Raw genomic sequence first — 21,426 nt, forward strand, 5'->3', positions numbered from 1 at the left:
CTGCCACCTAGTTAAACAAATCAAATATAAAAAATTAAAAGGGTAGTAAACCCACTTTTATTAGCGCCTGTAAGCATATAAGCGAAAAAACGCCCGCAAGTATATCATCGGCCATAATACCTAAACCACCATGTACTCGTTTGTCTAGCATACGGATTGGGCCAGGTTTTGCTATATCAAAAAAGCGAAATAACAAAAAACCAACGAGTAATGTTTGCCAGCTAAGTGCTGCACCAATCATTGTAATGTAATAGCCTGCCACTTCATCCCATACAATAGCAGGATGGTCGTGCACGCCTAAATCATCAGCCGTTTTACCACAGGCCCATATACCAAATATACTGATCACTACTGCAAACACAATTTGCAACCATAGCGGATAATACATAGTCATAAAAATGAATGGCAGTGCAGCAAAAGTGCCAAATGTGCCAGGCGCTTTAGGGGCTAACCCAGTACCAAAACCCAAACCAAAAAACTGATGTGGGCGCTTTAAATTAAACTTTCGGTTTTTGTTCAAACCAGCTCCTTTGCAAAATGCTCAAAACCTTGCTGCTTAAAATCAAACTTTTCACCGTTGTGTAATAGTTCAATTTGACCATCGCCACTTTTAATTTGGCCTATGCATGTTGCATCTACACCATATTGACGCAGTTTTATATCTAGCATACTTTTATTGCTATCAGGTACAGTAAAAATTAATTCGTAATCATCACCGTAACTGAGAATAAATGGCAGCTGCTGATTAAAATCAAGGCTTGCTTGCATTGCATCTGAAGTCGGAATACTTTCAATATTCACAACTGCATTTACTTGCGACATATCAAGTATATGACTTAAATCAGCGATTAAACCGTCCGATACATCAATAGCCGATGATGCAAGGCCTCGCAATACCTGTCCTGCAGCAACACGCGGTGTTGGAAAGTCAAAGCGCTTATTTAAGTACTTTAAATGCTCTGGCTCAATACTTATACCTTGTTTGCGAGACTCAATTGCAAGTCCAGCGTCACCTAGCGGACCTGTAACATAAACCCAATCACCCACTTTCGCACCACTACGGCGAAGTGCAGTACCTTCTGGTACAGTCCCTTTTGCACAAATAGTGATAGTTAATGGGCCTTGCGTGGTATCGCCACCTATAATTTGCACATTAAAGTATTCTGCAATTTCATGCATGCCTTCAGTAAACTCTTCAATCCACTGTGGGTCAATACTTGGCAAGGTTAACGCAACTGAAACCCATGTTGGCTCAGCGCCCATTGCCGCTAAGTCACTTAAATTAACAGCAAGCGCTCTGTGACCTAATGCACGAGGGGAAATATCATCAAAAAAGTGTACGCCAGCAACAAGAGTATCTGTTGTAACAGCAAGTTGGCAGTTTTGTGGAACGGTTACTAAAGCGCAATCATCCCCTATACCTAGGTTTACATCACGACGGGTGATCCCGCGACCTTTAAAGTAGCGGTTAATTAATTCAAATTCCTTCATACACAAAAAAGCCGGCCTATGCCGGCTCCCCTCTTTAACGGTTTACTTACTTGCGTAAATGCTTAACAGCTTTATCAAGTACACCGTTTACAAATTTATGGCTGTCTTCAGCGCCAAATATTTTGGCCAGCTCAATACCTTCGTTGATAGCAACTTTATAAGGTACATCTTCACGGAACTTAAGCTCATAGCTGCTTAAACGTAAAATTGCGCGCTCAACCATATCTAAGTCATTAAACGGACGTGTTAAATGTGGTGATACAGCTTCGTCTAGTTGCTTATAATTTACAGCAACACCCGTCGCTAAATCTTTAAAGTATTCAACATCAATTTTAGTAACGTCTGTTTCGATCAACATTTGTTGTTCGATATCGGCAATTAAATTGCCACTTATTTGCCAAGAATAAACGGCTTGGAGTGCTAAGATACGTGCTTTACGTCTTGCTGCTGGTTTCACAAAAATTCCTTAAACTTAAATTTTATCTAACACATTAACCATTTCAAGCGCGCCTAAAGCAGCTTCGCCGCCTTTATTGCCCATTTTGGTGCCAGCACGCTCAATTGCTTGTTCAATGCTTTCTGTGGTTAATACGCCAAATGCAACCGGGATATCATACTCAAGTGATACTTGCGCAAGACCTTTGTTTGATTCGCCAGCAACTAGGTCAAAGTGTGGTGTACCACCTCTGATCACTACGCCTAATGCGATGATTGCATCATACTCTTTTTTTGCCGCAACGCGTTTAGCCGCTAAAGGTAATTCTACCGCGCCTGGTACATAAATAACGGTAATGTCGTCATCAGATACGCCACCAGTGCGTTTTAGCTCATCAACAGCACCTGCAAGGAGGCTGCTACCGATAAAGTCATTAAAACGAGAAATGACAATGGCAAACTTTTTGCCAGGAGCGTACTTACTACCTTCAATAATTTTCATTTGATAACCCTAAAAATAAGTTCAAGCGGTTGCGATTGCGCAAAAATTGCTGCGCATCATACCATAAAAATAAAATAATAGCCTAGTTTAAGCGTGATGCTTATTGTGGCTCAACATAATCAACAACTTCTAAATGAAAGCCCGAAAGTGCATGGTACTTTTTAGGGCGACTCATTAATCGCATTTGTTTAATTCCAAGATCTGCAAGTATTTGCGAGCCTACGCCAACAGTACGAGATGTACCTTTGAATTTACGAGGCGTAACGCTTTCGCCAGCATCAGCTGCTGCGAATGCTTTTACAGTTGCCTCTAATTCTTCAGTGCTTTCTTGCTTACCTAAAATAACTAAAGCACCTTCATTTTTAGCGATATAAGCCATTGCTTCTGAAAGGCCCCAACTACGGTCAGCACTTCTATCTGAAAGTAGGATATCGTTAAAGGTACTTTGCAAATGTACACGTACATTTGTCGGTTCTTGCTCTTTTATATCGCCTTTAAGCAATACGTAATGTAATTGGCCGTCAATTGTGTCTTTGTAAGTAACTAAATCAAATTCACCGTGAATAGTTGGTAACTTACATTTTGCAACTTGCTCAATTGTTGTTTCATTTAAGTTACGGTATTCGATTAAATCAGCAATAGTACCAATTTTAATATCATGCTCTTTCGCAAAAACTTCTAAATCAGGGCGACGCGCCATGGTGCCATCGGCATTAAGTATTTCAACAATAACAGATGATGCTTCAAGCCCAGCTAAACGCGCTAAATCACAGCCAGCTTCAGTATGTCCTGCGCGAGTTAATACGCCGCCAGGTTGTGCCATAATTGGAAAAATATGACCAGGCTGCACGATATCACTTGGTACTGCGCCTTTAGCTATAGCCGCTTGCACTGTACGCGCTCTATCTGCTGCTGAAATACCTGTAGTAACACCCTTTGATGCTTCTATCGACATTGTAAAGTTAGTCGAAAATGCAGCACCATTATTTTTAACCATTAACGGTAAATCAAGTTGCTCACAACGCTCTTGCGTCATAGTTAAACAAATTAAACCACGGCCATGAGTCGCCATAAAATTAATCGCTTGTGCACTAATATGCTCTGCGGCAATAATTAAATCGCCTTCATTCTCTCTATCTTCATCATCCATTAAAATAACCATTTTACCGGCTTTAATATCGTCGATGATTTCTTGTGCGCTGTGTAAATTCATAAATTTGCTCGTATAAGTTATCAGTTTCGTTATTTAATAAAACCCGCTTTAGCGAGTAAGCTCATCGAAATATCAGAGCCCGTTGGTTGCTCTGCACCTTTTATAAGGCGCTCTAAATAACGTGCAATTTGATCGACTTCTAAATTAACTTGAGTGCCTACTTTAAAGTGAGCAATTGTGGTTTGCTCACTCGTATGTGGGACAATTGTTAATTTGAATTTATTACCTTCTACAGCGTTTACTGTAAGGCTTATACCATCAATACATACCGAACCTTTGTACGGGATGTATTTCATTAAATTTTCTTCGGTTGTAAGCCAATATTCTGTTGCTCGAGCGTTTGCTGTAATGCTTGTAATAGTTGCTATGCCATCAACATGGCCAGATACTAAATGACCGCCTAAACGCGAAACAGGTTGCATGGCTTTTTCAAGATTCACCGTTTGCCCTAAAGCATAGTGAGCAAAACCGGTTAAACCAATCGTCTCGTTAGATAAATCAGCACTAAAACCGTCAATATGTTTATCAACTACGGTTAAGCAAACGCCATTGGTTGCAATGCTGTCGCCTAGCTTTACGTCTTCCATATCAAGGTCAGCACTTTGGATACGAATGGCTAAGTCGCCTTGTTTTTTTTGTAATAAAGCAATTTTGCCTGTGGCTTCTATTATCCCAGTAAACATAGCGCTACTCTTTTTATTAAGTGATTTTAATGAGTTTTTAACGCGGTGATACGTAAATCGTCACCAATGCGCGCACATTCATTAAATGTTAAATCAACGGTGTTTTGCATACTCGTCAATTCAGGAAAATTAACTAAACTTTTTGCATCATGGCCCATTAATTTAGGCGCCAAATAAAAAACAAACTCGTCAACTAAATCAAGCTCTGTCATTTTACCAGCAAGTGTTGCTCCGCTCTCAAGCCAAACATTATTAAACTGCAGTTGCCCAAGCTTTTCTAAAACAGCCTGTAAATCAACTTTGCCGTTACTTTCACTTACTTCAATATGCTTTACAAAATGTGGCCATTGCAGTGATTTATCAACCTTAATCGTAAATATTATTACATCACTTTGGATTTTAAATAAAGCAAGGTTGGGCGTTAAACGATTCTGTGAATCAATTATAACACGCACGGGCTGGCGAAGCGGTAAATCGGTAGGTAGCGTGCAAGGCAACTCGCTTAGTCGCACATTAAGTTTAGCATCGTCTACTAACACGGTATCGGCACCGGTTAAAATAGCGCAGCTTTGCGCTCGGTATAATTGTACGTCTTGGCGAGCAGCGGGACTTGTGATCCACTTACTTTGCCCATTTTTAAGCGCTGTTTTACCATCTATGCTTGCTGCCATTTTACAGGTCACATAAGGTAAGCCTTGTTCCATTCGCTTAAAAAAGCCAACGTTAAGTGCGCGAGCTTGTGATTCAAGTAATCCATAAGCAACTTCAATACCGGCATCGCTCAGTATTTTAAGGCCTTTGCCTGCAACTTGTGGGTTTGTATCAACCATAGCGGCAATTACTTTTACAACGCCCGCCTTTTTTAAGCCTTCAGCACACGGTGGCGTACGCCCATAATGACTACACGGTTCAAGCGTTACATAAGCCGTTGCACCTTGTGCACTATTACCAGCTATTGCCAGTGCATTTACTTCAGCATGGCCTTGGCCTGCTAATTGATGAAAACCCTCACCAATTATTTGATTATTTTTAACTAATACACAGCCAACATTAGGGTTAGGCGTGGTAGTAAACCGGCCTTTTTTGGCAAGCTCTATGGCGCGTGCCATATACATTTCATCATGTTCTGTAAAAGGAACTTGGTTAAGCATTTATTATACCAATTGCGTTAAATAAGTGGTCTATTATAGCGCTAAGAAAATAGCGCAATAACAAGGCGAAAATTATGACATATAGTTGTTCTATATGAATAATTTTTAACGCAGTGAGTGCGCTATTTAATGCGATAGAATGATCATGTTTTTAATAAAATTGGTATTACTCCCCTAAGCGGGCAATTTCTTCGCCAAATTCGCGTATATCTTCAAACGAGCGATAAACAGAGGCAAATCTTACGTACGCTACTTTATCGAGCTTTTTGAGGGCTTCCATAATGCATTCACCCACCAAATGGCTTGAAATTTCTCGCTCACCCGTTGCGCGTAGTTGCGATTTTATTATATTCACTACTTCGTCTACTTGCTCTGTGCTCACTGGGCGTTTTTCGAGTGCGCGATTTAAGCCATTTAATAATTTATCTTCGTTAAATGGTTCGCGGCTGCCGTCTTGTTTAATAACACGAGGCATAACCAATTCAGCGCCTTCAAATGTAGTAAAGCGCTCGTGGCAGTCGTTACACTCACGACGCCTGCGAACTTGATGGCCTCCGCCAACAAGGCGTGAGTCAATAACTTTAGTATCTTTTGCGGTACAAAATGGACAATGCATAACTCGGTACTTCCGTTTTAAAACAAAAAAGACCGCTAAATAGCGGTCTTTTATCTTAGCAAAAAAATAGGGCCTGTTGACCTTTCAGGATTAAATTTGTTCTATCTAGGGGTGATTTAATCGCGGCTCGAGATTTGTAACCTAGTGGGCTAAGTAAAAATCGAGCAACAAAGAGTAAATCGCCCCTAGAACGAACCCGAGGGCAGTGCATGTTTGGCATTTATGCTGCGTTATCGCCTATTTGTGTGGAGTAACCACACTACATAGACTCTGCCTTGCTTAAAAGCCAAACATACTACTGCAAATTAAACCTCGAAAGATAAACAGGCCCCTAGCTTATGTGCTCTAAATTACTGCCGCTTATGCAATTAAGCGTAAACAGGTAACTTTGCACAAATTGCTTTTACTTTTTCTTTAACTTGCGCCTGTACAGATTCATCAGTGATGTTATCTAGTACGTCACAAATCCAGCCAGCAAGCTCTTTTGATTCTACTTCAGTAAAACCACGGCGAGTAATTGCAGGAGAACCAATACGCAAACCAGATGTTACAAATGGTGAGCGTGGATCGTTCGGTACTGAGTTTTTATTAACTGTGATGTTAGCGTTGCCTAGGGCTGCGTCTGCATCTTTACCAGTGATATCTTTATCGATTAAATCAAGTAAAAATAAGTGGTTTTCAGTTTTGTCAGAAACGATTTTGTAGCCGCGCTCTTGCATTACAGCAACCATTGCTTTTGCGTTTTTAACAACTTGTGTTTGGTATACTTTAAACTCTGGTTGAAGTGCTTCTTTAAATGCCACTGCTTTTGCTGCAATAACATGACATAAAGGACCGCCTTGGCCACCAGGGAAAACAGCGCTGTTAAGCTTTTTGTAGATTGCTTCGTCGCCACATGCAGAAATAATCAAACCACCACGAGGGCCTGCAAGTGTTTTATGCGTAGTTGTAGTTACAACGTGTGCATGAGGAACAGGGCTTGGGTAAACGCCTGCCGCAATTAAACCCGCAACGTGAGCCATGTCAACAAACAGATAAGCATCGATTTTGTCAGCAATTTCACGGAATTTAGCCCAATCAACAATACCTGAGTACGCTGAAAAACCACCAATAATCATTTTTGGTTTGTGCTCAAGTGCTAGTGCTTCAACTTGTGCGTAATCAATTTCGCCAGTTGCTTCATCTAGTCCGTATTGGATTGCATTGTAAAGCTTACCAGAGAAGCTTACGTGAGAACCGTGAGTTAAGTGACCACCATGAGCTAAGCTCATACCTAGTACAGTATCGCCAGCGTCTAATAATGCTAGAAAAACAGCTGCATTAGCTTGCGAACCAGCATGTGGCTGTACGTTTGCGTAGTCAGAACCAAATAATTCGTTAGCACGGTCAATTGCTAATTGCTCAACAACATCTACATGCTCACAACCGCCATAATAACGTTTGCCTGGGTAACCTTCTGCGTATTTGTTTGTAAGCTGTGAACCCTGCGCTTCTAGTACGCGTGGGCTACAGTAGTTTTCTGAAGCGATTAGCTCGATATGCTCTTCTTGGCGAGCAGTTTCTTTGGTTATCGCGTCAAATAACTCTGGATCAAAATCCGAAATATTCATGCTACGTTCTAACATTGGGGTCTCCTAGGGCAACGTGTATGGTGTTTTTTAGAGGCTTTATTGTACGCTTTAAACGACTCTTTGCCTACGCTCTTAAGTTGAGGATATTTAAACAGGGATTGAAACTATTTCACAGCTCTTTTAAGATGATATTTTTTTATAAAGCCATAATAATTTTAAATGAATTATATTTACTACATTTAATTAGTAAATATAACTAAGTGTATTCATCCGTATAAAGTTATAAAAAAGCGGCTCAAGCCGCTTTTCCTTTTAATTTAACTTAGCCTAATTTAGCGAGCATTTCGGTACGTAACGCGTCGTAATCGGCGTTCATATCGCTTGCTAGGCATGGTTTTGCTAGTGCATCAGCAAGTGGTTTTGGCATACCTAATTCAATATTTAGAATACCCTCTACGCTTTCTTTAAACTTAGCAGGATGAGCTGTCGCTAAAAAGATACCCGCAGTACCCGGCGCACGATTTTCAACAAGACCTTGGTAAGCAATAGCAGTATGAGGTTCTGCAACATAGCCCGTTTGTTGAATTTTTTTCATCACGGCTTGCGTGTCTTGCTCGTTTACGCTTGTTGAATAAAAATTATCGTAGCTAAACCAGTTATTATCTAACATTGTTTGTACACGCGGCCAATTGTTTGGCTTACTTACATCCATCGCATTTGAAAGCGACTCAAGCGTTGCGTTTGGCGTCCAGTTTTTATCAAGCATAAAGCGCGGCACAGTATCATTTTGATTTGTTGTTGCGCTTAATTTACCTACAGGTAAACCAATAACCGCACCAATCATTGCGGCGCACACATTACCAAAGTTACCACTAGGTACTGATATATGTGCTGTTGCCCGTTTTTCTTTTGGTAGCAGTGCAATCGCTTCAAAGTAGTAACAAACCTGAGCAACTAAACGGCTAATATTAATTGAATTAGCTGAGTTAAGCCCAAGTGTTGATTTAACTTCTTCATCTAAAAAGGCATTTTTAACTAGCTCTTGGCAATCATCAAAGCTGCCCTCAACTGCATAACAATGAATATTGTTACCTAGCGTAGTAAATAGCTTTTGCTGAGCAAGTGAAATTTTGCCTTTAGGGTATAAAATTACTACGTCGATATTTGGTTTATTATAAAAAGCATGTGCTACGGCTGCACCGGTATCGCCAGATGTTGCTGTTAAAATAGTTACTTTCTCGTCTTTGTTAAACTGCGTTAAACACTCTGCCATAAAGCGACCACCAAAGTCTTTAAACGCAAGTGTAGGACCATGAAACAGTTCTAAACAGTATGTGTTCTCTTCAACTTCCACCAGCTTAACTGGAAAGTTAAATGCATTTTTAACCATTTGTGCCACAGTATCGCTTGGTAGCTCATCACCAATTAGGTGCGATAATATTTTGCCGCTGCGCGTAACAAAGTCCATATCAAGCAATGCATCAACATCGGACAGTGGGGCCAGTGATTCTGGGAAAAATACACCTTGGTTACGACCCAAACCTGTTTTTACGGCTTCAACGAACGACACTTTTTGTGAGCTATCTTTTAAATTATGTAATTGCATGACTAACTATCCTATAAAACTGTTAATTGACGCGTGCCGTCGTTATCTAATTTACAAATGTGGCAAAAGCCTTGCTCGTTAATGTAATTGGTTTCTAACCACTGCGCGCATTGCTGTGCAGCTTCAAGTGTTTTACACACACTAAATAAGGTTGGTCCTGCGCCCGAAATACTGACTATTTCAGCGCCCAGTGCTGGCAAGCTTGCTTTGGCTTCACTAAAACCTTTTATAAGCGGTGCGCGGTAAGGTTCTGCTATTTCATCTTTCATTATGCTTAGCGCATCGTCAAAACGGCTAGTTAACAGTAAGCTACTAAATGCCGACAAACGCTGAGCAAACTCAACACTTGCATGCATGCTCAACTCTTTTGGTAAAACAGAACGCGCTTTTGCGGTATTTAGCGAAAAACCAGGAAATGCAGCAACGTAATACCAGTTTTCATCAACCGGCAGTGCAATCGATTTATCAGGAATTAAATCACCTGTTAGCTGCAAACCACCTAAATAACATGGCGTAATGTTGTCGTAATGACGACCGCCGCTTACCACAGCTTCAAAGTCAGCCATAAGCTCAATTAGCTCAACCTGGCTTAAATGAGTCTGTGCAAACTTATCAAGAGCAGCAAAGGTAGCCACTACCGAACACGCACTAGAGCCAAGCCCTGAGCCAATTGGTAAGTTCTTTTTAAGCTCGAGCTTTACGCTTGGCATATTAGGCGCAACATGCGCTCTAAAATGCACTAAGCACTGGTACGCTAAATTTTCATTAGCATCACTGGGTAACTTGTGAGCGTACTCGCCTGTGCAAATAAACTCATCGCTTGGTGCTGCGCTTACAACGGCTACATCACCGAACAAACGGCCATCAATTGGCGCAAGCGCTGCGCCAAGGGCGTCAAAACCCACTGCAAAATTACCAATAGACGCCGGAGCATATACTTCAATCATAACGAACTCCTAGCGCGATAGCGTTTTTAAAATATCAGCAAATACACCCGCGGCTGTTACTTCAGAACCAGCGCCATAACCACGAATTACAAACGGACGTGGCTGGTAGTATTGGCTTAAAATAGCCAGTGCGTTTTCGCCATCGCGAATGACACTAAGCGCATGCTTTGCATCTACTGCTTCAACACCTACTTTACAGTGGCCTTCTTTAATTGTGCCTACATAGCGAAGTACCCTACCCTCGCTCGCAGCGCTTTTGATACGCTCGTTAAAATCAGCATCTAGGCTTGGTAGTTTTGCCATAAACTCATCAACACTATCACCTTGTGCAAAACCTTGTGGTAATACTGACTCAACTTCAATATCGCTTAGCTCTAATTTCATACCGGCTTCGCGAGCGATGATCAATAACTTACGTGCTACATCGGTACCCGATAAATCATCACGAGGATCTGGCTCAGTAAAGCCACTTTCTTTGGCTTTAATTGTTGCCTCAGAAAGTGATAAACCATCTTGAAGTGCGCCAAACATATACGAAAGTGAACCTGATAAAATACCGCTAAACTCTAATAACTCATCACCGGCACCAAATAATGACTGTAAGTTGTCGATTACTGGTAAGCCTGCACCAACGTTTGTTTCGTATAAAAATTTACGATTATTTTTTTGTGTTGCTGCAATTAAATCTTGGTAATACGTGTATGAGCTTGTTGTTGCTTTTTTATTGGCAGCAACCACATGAAAACCTGCATTTAAAAAGTCTACATACTGCGCAGCAAGTGCATCCGACGACGTACAATCAACAAGCACAGGGTTTACTAAATGATTTTGCTTAACAAACTGCTCTACTAGTTTTAAATCAAACGCCTGCTCAGATGAGGCCAATTTTTGCTGCCAATCACCAAAAGCAATACCTTCACTATCAAGGTGTAATTGGCGAGAGTTAGCAACACCATACAAGTTGAGTTTAATATTACGCTTTTCAAGCCACGCTTGTTGACGTTCAAGCTGATTAATAAGCTCTTGCCCTACTAAGCCACAACCTAGTAAAAACACATCAATTGACGGCACATGCGTGAAAAAGTTTTCATGGCATATTTTTACGGCGTCGTTACAAAGTTCGCCATCAATTACTGCTGAAATAGCACTTTCTGTAGAATCCTGTGCAATTGCCACTATATTTACTTGCGCTTGTGCAAGCGATGCAAAAAACTTAGCCGCTAAGCCACGGTGCGCGCGCATGTTATCGCCCACTAAAGTAACAATGGCTAAATTGCGCTGCACTTGTACAGGCTCAATAAGCCCTGCTTGTAATTCAAGTTCAAATGCAGTTTGTAGCGCATCAAGTGCAAGTGCTAGGTCTGTTTCGTGTACACAAAAGCTAATGCTGAATTCGCATGATGACTGCGTGATCAATACAATTGATACGTTATCGTGAGCAAGCGCGTTAAATACCTTAGACGCCATACCTACTTTGCCTTTCATGCCTGGCCCTGAGACAGTTAGCATTGCAAGGTCTTGTAGGCTCGAAAGCGCTTTTACTGGCTCATCTGATGAATAATCGTTACCAATTAATGAGCCTTGTGCGTCTGGGTTATGCGTATTTTTAATTTCGCACGGCACGCCTGCTTTAGCACACGGTAAAATTGTTTTAGGGTGAAGTACTTTTGCACCAAAATAAGAAAGCTCCATCGCTTCTTTATAAGATAAAAAATCTACTTTAGTCGCTTTTTTAATATAACGAGGATCAGCACTGTATACACCATCAACGTCAGTCCAAATTTGGCAAATCTCAGCTTCTAAACAAGCCGCAGCAATGGCTGCTGAGTAATCTGAGCCATTACGGCCAAGCGTTGTAAGCTCACCTTTGTCATTACTCGCTGTAAAACCAGGCATGATATAGATAGTTGCAGGACTTTCTTTAAGCACAGCTTGAAAGCGCGCTTTACTTGTTACTAAATCAGCCTCGGCGTCGATATAACCGCCAGTTGAAGCGATACAGCTTGTTGCTTCTAAGTATCTTGCATCGTGCGAATTCAATAAAGCCTGCATTAAAGAAACACTAACGCGCTCTCCAAAGCTAATTACAAATGCGCGAACTTGATCAGGGCAACATTGTATAAGTGATACGCCATCTAGTTTATTTTTAAGTTCCCTTAAGTTTGGCCAACTTGTAACTACTACACCACTTTTTTCAACGTCAGCTTTCAAACCTTCACAGCGGCTAACTAATGCTTGCCATTGCTGCGAAAAGTCAGAGCCTTGTTCTGCAGCACTTGCAAGTGCAACTAGCGAATCGGTCATTCCACCTGGAGCAGAAAGTACCAAAAGCATTTCATCTTTTAATTGTGCTTTAACTAGCTGAGCTACCTGTTGTAAGCATGCATAGTCGGCAAGCGAAGACCCACCAAATTTTAAAACTCGCATTGTTTATGTTCCTCATCCCATAAAACGAAAAAAGGCCTGTGTTCTAAGTGAACACAGGCCTTTAAATTTGTTGCACCGACCTATGCCACTATCCAGTAAGAATGATGGTTGTAATAATAATGGTCAGTACGCGATTAATTGTTTTCATATGTTAAGACTGCCTTAACAAAGGCTATGCTGTCAACCCTAAATTAAAAGATAAAACAGCCTTTTTTAACATGAAAAAACCTAATGAATGCCAAATTTATGCAATATTTCGTTTAAGTTAGATTTATTGATAGGTTTATCGATAAAGTCTATTGCGCCAAGTTGTGCGACTCGTTGCTTCATTTTCTCTTGTATATCGGCAGAAATAACTAAAACAAAGCACTCTATTTTTTCTATTTTTATAGTCTCGAGTACTTGTATACCATCAACTTCGGGCATGGTGAGATCTAAGCACAATAAATCAAAGCTTTGTGCTCGTAAAAGTTCTAGAGCGTGCGCTCCATTTGTAGCTTGTTGTATTTGAGCGTCTATACATTCATTTAAACACCGCACGACTTGTTTACGGGCAACTGCAGAATCGTCACAGACTAATATCGAAAATTTCATCATGTTTACTACTACACAACCATCAAAGTTATTAAAAGGTTATTAAACTAATGCCTTCCATTGCATTTTAGACACTTTAACACGCCTCCAAGCACTCAGCGCATTAATAATTTAATACAATGATAAATATAGAATAAATCCGTTTAAGATATAATTAACCAAAGCAAATACTAATTAAGCCTACAATACATAACAGATAACGAATTTATTAATTTATACCTTGGTTTAAATACTTTGATACTACACGCTCACTTTTTGGATTTATCTTATTAAATTTTAACTTTTTTATTTATTTTTAGAGGTTTATTGACTAACTTTTAAATTACTATCGTAACGTTACAAAAATAATAAAGGATGAACAAGTCACTCATGTTACAAAAAAGTCTTTCTAAGAAGCTGCTGACTAGCGTTTTATCCGTCTATTTTTTGCTTACCTTTGTAGTGACCTGTGGACAAGTGCTTGCTGAATACGTCAATACTAAAGACTATATTCGCGATGAACTTAGTACCTTACAAAAAACCTTTAGTCGCAGCTTAACACGTGCAATTTGGGAGCTTAATACCAAGCAAACAATTACAACAGCAGAAGGTTTACTCGCCATTCCCATGATTGAAGGGATTATTGTTCGAGACGACAGCGGCGAAATTATTTCACAGCTAGGGCGATCTCTTGATATACACAAGCTATATAACCAACAGTTAGTACAAGAAGAGGTTATTTTAGAAGACGCAAAATCGGGTTTATTTGGTTATACCTTTCCACTTATTTTTGAATTTTCAGGTCGTGCTACTCAAGTTGGTGACGTTACCTTATTCTCAAGTCGAGAAGTTGTTTTTAGCCGCATTATGGTATCAATCTACTTTTTGATTGGTAATGCGATGATTAAAACCACCTTTTTGATCATCTTATTTTTAATGGCATTTAGAAAACTTCTTACAGACCCTTTAGCAGAACTCACTGAGCAACTAGAAAATTTAGAACTAGACGAGCTAGAAGGTCAACATATAGAAATAGAAACAGAAGAACATAATGAACTAAAAGTGATGGAGCAGTCATTTAACAAACTAATAGATAAAGTGGTTCAGTATAGAAAAGAGCTTGAACACACCCAAAAAGAACTCATTATAAGTAACGAAAAGCTTGATCAACACAACATACAACTTGAACAAGACGTAGCCCGTAAAACATCCAACTTAAGCCAAGCAATGATGGATTTACAGCAGCAAAAATACGAACTCGAAAAGCAAAAAATTGTCCTCACCGAAGAAGTAGACTTACGCCGCAGCACAGAGCAAGAGTTAATTACAAAGCAAACTGAATCTCAGCGCTATATAGAAGAGTTAAGCCTTGCACAGGAACGTTTACTAGGCACAGAAAAAATGGCTGCGCTAGGCGGACTTGTGGCAGGTATTACACACGATATAAATACCCCTATTGGGATAGGTGTAACGGCAATATCATTTTTACAAGAACGCTTAAATAAACTCGAAAATGCTTATACCGAAAAAACACTTTCGCCAAAAGCACTAGAAGAATTCATTAACGAAGCAAAACAAAGCACAAGCTTACTAACCACTAACTTAGATAGAGCTTCGGAGCTTATAGCTAGCTTTAAACAAATAGCGGTCGATCAAGCCAGTGAAGCAGTAAGAACCATTAACTTTAAAGATTACACTAACGAAGTAATACGCTCACTGCACCCAAAACTAAAAAAGACATCCCATACTATAAAATTAGAATGTCCTGATGATTTAGTTTTAAATCTACCTGCAGGGGCTATAAGCCAAATTTTTACTAACCTAATTATGAACTCACTTATTCATGGCTTTGAAGGTAAAAGCAACGGTGTAATGGATATTAAAATAAGCGCTGATGACACTAACTTAACTATTGATTACAAAGATGACGGTAACGGTGTTACCAACGAGCAATTAAAAAAATTATTTGACCCATTTTTTACTACCAAACGCGATGAAGGCGGTAGCGGATTAGGCACCCATATAATGCTTAATTTGGTCAAGCAAACCCTTAGTGGCTCTATTGATGCAACGAGTGAACCGGGCAAAGGTCTGCGTTACTATATTCAATTTCCGAAGAACATGGCTAAGCCACTGCCTATTTTTGATAAATATGAATAAATATGAATAAATAAAAGTATATGCATTAAATTATTAGGGCGTGTTGTTCTTTGGTGGTTGAATTTACAGCAATGTGTTTGGTTTTTAGGCAAGACAGAGCCTATGTAGTGTGGTTATTCCCCATAAATAGGCGACAACGCAGCATAAATACCAAACATGCGCTGCCCTTTGAGCTCGATCTAGGGGCGATTAACTCTTTGTTGCTCGGTTTTTACTTATTCCACTAGGTTACAAATCTCGCGCCGCGATTTAATCGCCCCTAGATTGAACAAATTTCAATCCATAAAGTTCAACACGCCCTAGTAACAAATCAGTCATTTCGAGATGCTGTTTTTATTGCTATGATTGTACAAATTTTTCAAATGGATCAATTCCCCTATGTGGTTTAGTAACCTTATTTGTTACCGCTTTAAGCAAGACGTTTCATATACTCAAGAAGACTTTGATAAAGCATTAGAGCAAGATTTATTTCGCCCATGTACTGGTCAAGAGCTTGCAACATTTGGTTGGACAAAAGCGTTTGGAAAACATGGCGATACGCTATCGCATTTTTCTCAAAAAAGTATTCTAGTTTGCGCTAAACGCGAAGAAAAAGTACTCCCTGCTTCTGTTATTAATGAACTAGTTGCTGAGAAAGTTGATCTGATAGAAGCTGAAGAAAACCGCCCAGTTAAAAAGAAAGAAAAAGACGAATTAAAAGAAAACATTCTTCATACTCTTCTACCTCAAGCATTTAAAAAGTCGAGCTTACAATTTGCCTTTATCGACCAAGAAAACGGTTGGGTTGTTGTAAATAGTGGCAGCTTTAATAAAGCAGAAGAGCTACTAGCACTACTTCGTAAATCGTTAGGAACGCTTCCGGTTGTACCTGCGTTTGCTAACTACGACCTAGATGTATTTTTAACTGATTGGTTAACTAACTTTAGTACACCAGAAGGTTTTGCTATTGGCTCAGACGCTGAACTTGAAGAAGCAGACGACAGCGGCGCACAAGTAAAGCTTAAAGGTCATGATCTATCGTGTGATGAAGTTAAATCGCATTTAGAAAGTGGTAAACGCGTAACTAAACTTGCACTTGATTGGCAAGAGCGTCTTAAGTTTATGCTGCAAAACGATGGCTCTATCAAACGTTTAAGCTACTCTGAAACTCTAAAAGAAGAAAACGCAGATATTCCTAAAGAAGATATGGCTTTAAAACTTGATGCTGACTTTATTTTAGCTTCTGAAGAAATAAAGCAATTACTTGAAGAGCTAACTGCAGGTTTAGGTGACGTTGAAGATTTAGAAAAAGCGTAAATACCATAGTGCCTACCTGCATAAATATTTAAGCAATTTAACGAATTAAATAGCATATGTAAGTAGGTTGGTATAACAGATAAAAATCCGATAGCAGTTTACTGCTATCGGATTTTTTTATGAAATTTAGAAGCACTTATTTATATATTTATTAACCGCGAACAGAGTTTATACCAATCTGCTTATATACGGGGTCTATTTAACGTTGAGAAAATTACGCTAGAACTAGGCAAAAATTTTTGTATCTAGTTGTTCTAAATAAAAAATTTTTAACGACGTTATAGTGCAATTTAATTCGTTAAATTGATCAAAGATTTATGCAGGTTGGTATTAGCTAACGATCGACGTATTAAAACCTAAGGTAATCATCTTTTAAGTAGGAGATTACAGCATGGTTCAGAGGTAAGTTATGTAGAGTGATATGAGATTATCTATATACGCTTCAAGCTGGACTGCACAAAAGCTGAAGTTTTTGATTTTAATTAAAACCATTAACTTACTTTGTGCAGATAACTTATTTTAGCTTTTAGCGTCTTCAACTTTAGGTTGGCGATATATTTTTATAATGTGGTATAAATTTACAAGCGACAATAAGCCGTTGGTAAAAATAACAGGCACTGCGCCAATGGCAACACCGTAAGCAGTAAATACAATACAACCAAACATGTTGTACCAACGTAGTTTTACTACATCTGTCATTGTTAACGATGCAACCAATAAAGCTGATGCAATATAACCTAAATATTCCCAACTCAATTGTTCTCTCCTAGCCTTTAGGTTAGCATTACATGTACTGCTATCTTATGGCACTTGTAAGTATTGCAAAGTTACAACAAAATAAAAAAGCTAACCTGCTTAAAAAACCTGAAAAAGTTTGCCGGAAAATACCAGCAAATTCTTAAATCATTACACGGGAAATGAAGGTAAAATAATACTCTTAGCAAAGCTAATAATATTAGTAGCAAGTTAGCGTAAATTCTTAGTGTCTTAATGCTATCGTCATTAAGATGTAATAAATAGGACAAATGTCCGAAGAGCACATTGATGTTTCAATACCATTTTTCTAGTTACCTTGTTGATCAGCTTTTAACCTTTGCCGGTAGCAGCTATCAACAATCAAAAAAAGAAGTTCTGATCCATCAAGATCAGCCTTTAAGCAAGCTTGTGCTTGTACGCAGTGGCACTGTGTCGTTTAGTTACGACGTAGGTAATGGACGACGCCTGCTGTTAGGACAATTGGATTGTAACAACACCCTTATTGGTGAAATAGAAGCGCTAAATAATAATCCGTGTATATATACGGTAACGTGCTTTAGCGATGTCACTTATAACCTTATTGAATTAAGGCATTGGCGTGCTCTACTGCTTGAAAAACCAGAACTAAGCTTATACACAGCACAAACTATTGCGGCTAAGTTTCAGGAAAACCAAAAAATCAATTTAGATAAGTTATTACTACCACTTAGCTATAACATAGCTAAAGATTGCTTACTAAGGGCCGAGAACAACAACCCTACGCTACTTAGAGCCTACCCAACTGTAAATGCTGAAGCCGAACGTTTTGCTACCACTGAGCGAGCTTACAGACGTGTTGTTACAGAACTCGTAGAAAAAGGCTTGGTACTTAGAAGTAACGATGGCTTGCAAGCAGTCGATATACCAAAACTAAGTGAATACGTAGATAGCTTTGCTCAGCTTTAAAATAAAAAAAGGCCTTAACGGCCTTTTTTTATTTATGCAAATTACTAATTACTTCTCTAGCAAAATGTCATGAATTTTCGCAAGATCAGATTTACCAGCAATAATTTCATCCGGTGTTAAACCCGATAGTTCATGCGGAAACACTAACCACTCTTCAGATTCATGAATATAATAATCTGGAACAGTGTCTACTTTTGAGTTTTTTGGCTTGTAGTACGGGCATGCAATACGAATATCACGTGGCAAGTTTAAGCGCATAAGCTCTGAAAGCTTTTCTTTTAATGCAACAATACTACGACCTGAGTCAAATACATCATCAACAATTAATAATGAATCACCTGCATTTGCGTTCTCTACAATGTAATGTAAGCCGTGTACTTTAATTTCTTTCGACTGTTTACCAATACCGTAATAAGACGATGTACGTACTGCAATGTGATCAGTCTCAATGCCTTTGTAATCGTAATATTCTTGAACAGCAATACCGATCGGTGCACCACCTCGCCAAATACCAATAATAAAATCAGGACGAAAGCCATCTTGGTATACTTGTGCCGCTACGCGGAACGAATCTTCAAGCAGCTGTTGAGCTGTGATGTAGCACTTATCTGACATAATTAGAAACCCCAGTGGTGGATATAAGATTTGAGCGCAGCTTAGAGTTAAGCAAAAATTAAACTCAAACAGGTATTGGCGACTGATTTTACCGTAAATGAAATAAAATTGCTTGCCTGTAAATTAAAAAATAGGCACCCAAGGGTGCCTATTTTTAGCGTAAAAAGCGTAATTTAGTAAATATTATGCTTTTTCTTGTAAAGTACGAGCAACTGTACGCATACCTTGAGTTGTTGCACCCGCTGCCCATTGACTTGTACTGCCCATGTTAAATGCAGCCGCTAAATCGATGTGTACCCAGCCTTTGCCATCGTTTGGCACAAAGCGCGATAAAAAGCCTGCAGCATTCGATGCACCGCCATAACCGCCACCTTTTTGTGCACGGCTATTCGCCGTATCAGCATAAGGAGATGGGCAGTTTTGTTGATGCCATTTTTCAAGAGGAAGTGGCCAAGCAGCTTCCATTTCTTGAGATGCAAAACTCTCAACTTCACGTACAAGTTCTTTATCAAGTGCAAATAATGCATTGTACTCTTGGCCAACAGCAACAAGCGCTGCGCCAGTTAGTGTTGCTGCATCAATAATAAGTGGAGCGCCAGTCTCCCCTGCGGCCATTAGGCCATCTGCAAGTACTAAGCGACCTTCAGCATCCGTGTTTACAATTTCAACTGTCGTGCCATTTTTATAAGTAAGAATGTCACCTAATTTGTATGCATGACCCGAAATTAAGTTCTCAGCACAACATAAAAACAGTTTAATACGTTTTTCAATACCACGGTTAATAGCCAATGCTAAACCTGCAGTTACTGTTGCAGCGCCGCCCATGTCGCACTTCATACCAAGCATACCTTCGCTTGATTTAATTGAGTAACCACCTGAGTCAAACGTAATACCTTTACCTACAAGCGCTGCACTTACTGGTGCATTTTCGTCGCCTGTTGGGTTGTAATCAAGCTCAAGCAATACTGGCGGGCGAACACTACCGCGACCAACAGCATGAATACCAATCCACTGTTGCTCTAGTAACGCATCACCTTTAATAATTTGGTAACTTACATGCTCAGGCGCTAATGATTGAATAAACTCAGCTGCTTTTTCAGCAAGGCTTTCTGGGTAAATGTCATCGGCAGTCCCGTTAACCATTTCACGTGCCCAAATTGCTGACGTTTTTAAGTGAGCAAGTTCTTTAATATCTGATTGTGCGTTATCAACAAACTCAACACCATTTAACGATTTTGGTGTTACAAAGCCTTGATAAAAAGCCCACTGGCTTTCTGTACACCAAGCATCGCCTGCTAATTCAACGTTTTTAATACCTTGGATTGCAATAGTACGACCAGCTTTTTGAACATTTTTCAATGTTTCTTGCTCAGACAAATGAACAGTTGCACCGCGCTCATTAAAAGACAATGACGCATTATCGCCCCAATGACTCGCTGCTGCTTGTTCGCTTAGTTGAACAACAAATTTTTCACTCATGTTAGAATACCCTTGCACTTAAATGTGCCACCGAGTTTACTATAGAGCGCTTAAGTTCCCAACAGCTTGAGATAAATAACATAAACCACACTGCTGTGCAGTATTTACGCTTTGGAAGTTATCATGAAGTACACGCCAACTCTGCAACCTGCCACCTTATTAAAACGCTACAAACGCTTTTTAGCTGATTTACAATTAAGTGATGGCAGTGAATTTACCGCCCACTGTGCTAATACGGGTAAAATGACGGGATGCGCAGAGCCGGGTTTTGCTGCTTTTTATTCAACAAGCGATAACGCAAAACGAAAATACCCGCATTCATTAGAGCTTACGCAAAATAACTTATCGCAGCTTATTTGTGTAAATACAGCAGTGGCTAATAAAGTAGTAGAAGAAGCAATAAACAATAATGTAATAAGCGAGCTACTCGACTACAGTCAATTGCAAAGCGAAGTAAAGTACGGCAGCGAAAACAGCAGAATCGACTTTTTGCTCACTGACGAAAATAAGCCTGATTGCTACGTAGAAGTTAAATCAGTCACATTATTAAGCGAAGATGCACCACAAAGCGGGCAAGGCTACTTTCCTGATACGCAAACACTGCGCGGACAAAAACATATTCGCGAACTAATAGAAATGATCGAACAAGGCCACCGAGCAGTATTACTGTTCGCTGTTTTGCATGAAGGAATAAATACAGTAAGTGCAGCTGCGCATATTGATAAAAAATACGCCACGCTATTAAGCCAAGCAATAATAGCCGGCGTTGAAGTATTAGCATACAAGGCCACAATTTCTGCTAATGAAGTTTTACTTCATAAAAAAATAGTATTTGCACAATAGTGTATTAAACCAAGGGATTGAACTAAGCGTAATTTGCAAAATAAGCAAAGTACTCAAATTAAAAAAAGTTATACAAAGTGAATTATAAAAATTAACTTGTTTTTAAAGCTTTTGCCC

20 protein-coding genes are annotated in these 21,426 nt (G+C 39.5%); 4 read left to right on the plus strand and 16 right to left on the minus strand.

Features of this window, described 5'->3' with window-relative positions:
- Positions 1–34: 34 nt before the first annotated feature.
- From I6E72_RS12525 to I6E72_RS12585, 13 genes are all read right to left on the minus strand, one after another.
- A complete protein-coding gene (locus I6E72_RS12525) occupies positions 35–520 on the minus strand; it encodes a phosphatidylglycerophosphatase A family protein (protein WP_007587120.1) in 486 nt (161 codons plus the stop codon).
- The gene (gene thiL / locus I6E72_RS12530; RefSeq protein WP_024589763.1) at positions 517–1,491 is read right to left on the minus strand and encodes a thiamine-phosphate kinase; all 975 of its coding nucleotides are present in this window, start codon (positions 1,489–1,491) and stop codon (positions 517–519) included. Before thiL ends, I6E72_RS12525 begins: the two co-directional genes overlap by 4 nt.
- Before the next feature lie 46 nt (positions 1,492–1,537).
- Positions 1,538–1,948, minus strand: coding sequence for a transcription antitermination factor NusB (gene nusB, locus I6E72_RS12535; protein WP_007587129.1), 411 nt, complete (start codon positions 1,946–1,948; stop codon positions 1,538–1,540).
- A gap of 15 nt (positions 1,949–1,963) precedes the next feature.
- Positions 1,964–2,428, minus strand: coding sequence for a 6,7-dimethyl-8-ribityllumazine synthase (ribH, locus tag I6E72_RS12540; protein WP_007587130.1), 465 nt, complete (start codon positions 2,426–2,428; stop codon positions 1,964–1,966).
- 100 nt (positions 2,429–2,528) lie between these two features.
- Positions 2,529–3,641, minus strand: a complete 1,113-nt coding sequence (ribBA, locus tag I6E72_RS12545; protein WP_010554580.1) for a bifunctional 3,4-dihydroxy-2-butanone-4-phosphate synthase/GTP cyclohydrolase II — start codon at positions 3,639–3,641, stop codon at positions 2,529–2,531.
- Positions 3,642–3,670: 29 nt separating this feature from the next.
- A complete protein-coding gene (locus tag I6E72_RS12550; RefSeq protein ID WP_007587137.1) occupies positions 3,671–4,324 on the minus strand; it encodes a riboflavin synthase in 654 nt (217 codons plus the stop codon).
- Positions 4,325–4,350: 26 nt separating this feature from the next.
- Positions 4,351–5,475, minus strand: a complete 1,125-nt coding sequence (gene ribD / locus I6E72_RS12555) for a bifunctional diaminohydroxyphosphoribosylaminopyrimidine deaminase/5-amino-6-(5-phosphoribosylamino)uracil reductase RibD (RefSeq protein WP_197112492.1) — start codon at positions 5,473–5,475, stop codon at positions 4,351–4,353.
- A gap of 166 nt (positions 5,476–5,641) precedes the next feature.
- On the minus strand, positions 5,642–6,091 hold the full coding sequence (gene nrdR / locus I6E72_RS12560; RefSeq protein ID WP_002961761.1) for a transcriptional regulator NrdR: 450 nt from the start codon (positions 6,089–6,091) through the stop codon (positions 5,642–5,644).
- A gap of 368 nt (positions 6,092–6,459) precedes the next feature.
- Positions 6,460–7,716, minus strand: coding sequence for a serine hydroxymethyltransferase (glyA, locus tag I6E72_RS12565; protein WP_197112494.1), 1,257 nt, complete (start codon positions 7,714–7,716; stop codon positions 6,460–6,462).
- A gap of 268 nt (positions 7,717–7,984) precedes the next feature.
- Complete coding sequence (gene thrC / locus I6E72_RS12570) at positions 7,985–9,268, minus strand: threonine synthase (protein WP_197112496.1); 1,284 nt, start codon at positions 9,266–9,268, stop codon at positions 7,985–7,987.
- 11 nt (positions 9,269–9,279) lie between these two features.
- The gene (gene thrB, locus I6E72_RS12575) at positions 9,280–10,215 is read right to left on the minus strand and encodes a homoserine kinase (protein WP_197112498.1); all 936 of its coding nucleotides are present in this window, start codon (positions 10,213–10,215) and stop codon (positions 9,280–9,282) included.
- A gap of 9 nt (positions 10,216–10,224) precedes the next feature.
- Positions 10,225–12,642, minus strand: a complete 2,418-nt coding sequence (gene thrA, locus I6E72_RS12580; protein ID WP_197112500.1) for a bifunctional aspartate kinase/homoserine dehydrogenase I — start codon at positions 12,640–12,642, stop codon at positions 10,225–10,227.
- A 228-nt stretch (positions 12,643–12,870) separates the two neighbouring features.
- The gene (locus I6E72_RS12585) at positions 12,871–13,239 is read right to left on the minus strand and encodes a response regulator (RefSeq protein ID WP_024589756.1); all 369 of its coding nucleotides are present in this window, start codon (positions 13,237–13,239) and stop codon (positions 12,871–12,873) included.
- Between the two features lie 366 nt (positions 13,240–13,605).
- Between I6E72_RS12585 and I6E72_RS12590 the strand changes: the two genes are divergently transcribed.
- Together I6E72_RS12590 and rdgC are read left to right on the plus strand one after the other, a co-directional pair.
- Positions 13,606–15,375, plus strand: a complete 1,770-nt coding sequence (locus tag I6E72_RS12590) for a sensor histidine kinase (protein WP_010554589.1) — start codon at positions 13,606–13,608, stop codon at positions 15,373–15,375.
- A 378-nt stretch (positions 15,376–15,753) separates the two neighbouring features.
- Positions 15,754–16,671 (plus strand): recombination-associated protein RdgC, encoded by a 918-nt coding sequence (gene rdgC, locus I6E72_RS12595; RefSeq protein WP_007587156.1) that lies wholly within the window; start codon positions 15,754–15,756, stop codon positions 16,669–16,671.
- A gap of 519 nt (positions 16,672–17,190) precedes the next feature.
- Here rdgC and I6E72_RS12600 read toward each other — a convergent pair.
- A complete protein-coding gene (locus tag I6E72_RS12600) occupies positions 17,191–17,427 on the minus strand; it encodes a YgjV family protein (protein ID WP_002962663.1) in 237 nt (78 codons plus the stop codon).
- Positions 17,428–17,715: 288 nt separating this feature from the next.
- Between I6E72_RS12600 and I6E72_RS12605 the strand changes: the two genes are divergently transcribed.
- Positions 17,716–18,372 carry a Crp/Fnr family transcriptional regulator gene (locus I6E72_RS12605; protein ID WP_002962665.1) on the plus strand — a complete coding sequence of 219 codons (657 nt, stop codon included), beginning with the start codon at positions 17,716–17,718 and terminating at the stop codon, positions 18,370–18,372.
- A 48-nt stretch (positions 18,373–18,420) separates the two neighbouring features.
- On the opposite strand, the gene I6E72_RS12610 is transcribed toward I6E72_RS12605, so the two are convergent.
- Together I6E72_RS12610 and pepB are read right to left on the minus strand one after the other, a co-directional pair.
- Positions 18,421–18,987, minus strand: coding sequence for a phosphoribosyltransferase (locus I6E72_RS12610; RefSeq protein ID WP_007377478.1), 567 nt, complete (start codon positions 18,985–18,987; stop codon positions 18,421–18,423).
- Positions 18,988–19,170: 183 nt separating this feature from the next.
- Positions 19,171–20,466, minus strand: coding sequence for an aminopeptidase PepB (gene pepB / locus I6E72_RS12615; protein WP_024589754.1), 1,296 nt, complete (start codon positions 20,464–20,466; stop codon positions 19,171–19,173).
- Between the two features lie 123 nt (positions 20,467–20,589).
- Here pepB and sfsA point away from each other — a divergent pair, with 123 nt between their 5' ends.
- On the plus strand, positions 20,590–21,309 hold the full coding sequence (gene sfsA, locus I6E72_RS12620) for a DNA/RNA nuclease SfsA (RefSeq protein WP_197112502.1): 720 nt from the start codon (positions 20,590–20,592) through the stop codon (positions 21,307–21,309).
- Positions 21,310–21,426 lie beyond the last annotated feature (117 nt).

Source organism: Pseudoalteromonas sp. NSLLW24, from assembly GCF_015864725.1.
Taxonomy (GTDB): Bacteria; Pseudomonadota; Gammaproteobacteria; order Enterobacterales; family Alteromonadaceae; genus Pseudoalteromonas; species Pseudoalteromonas arctica.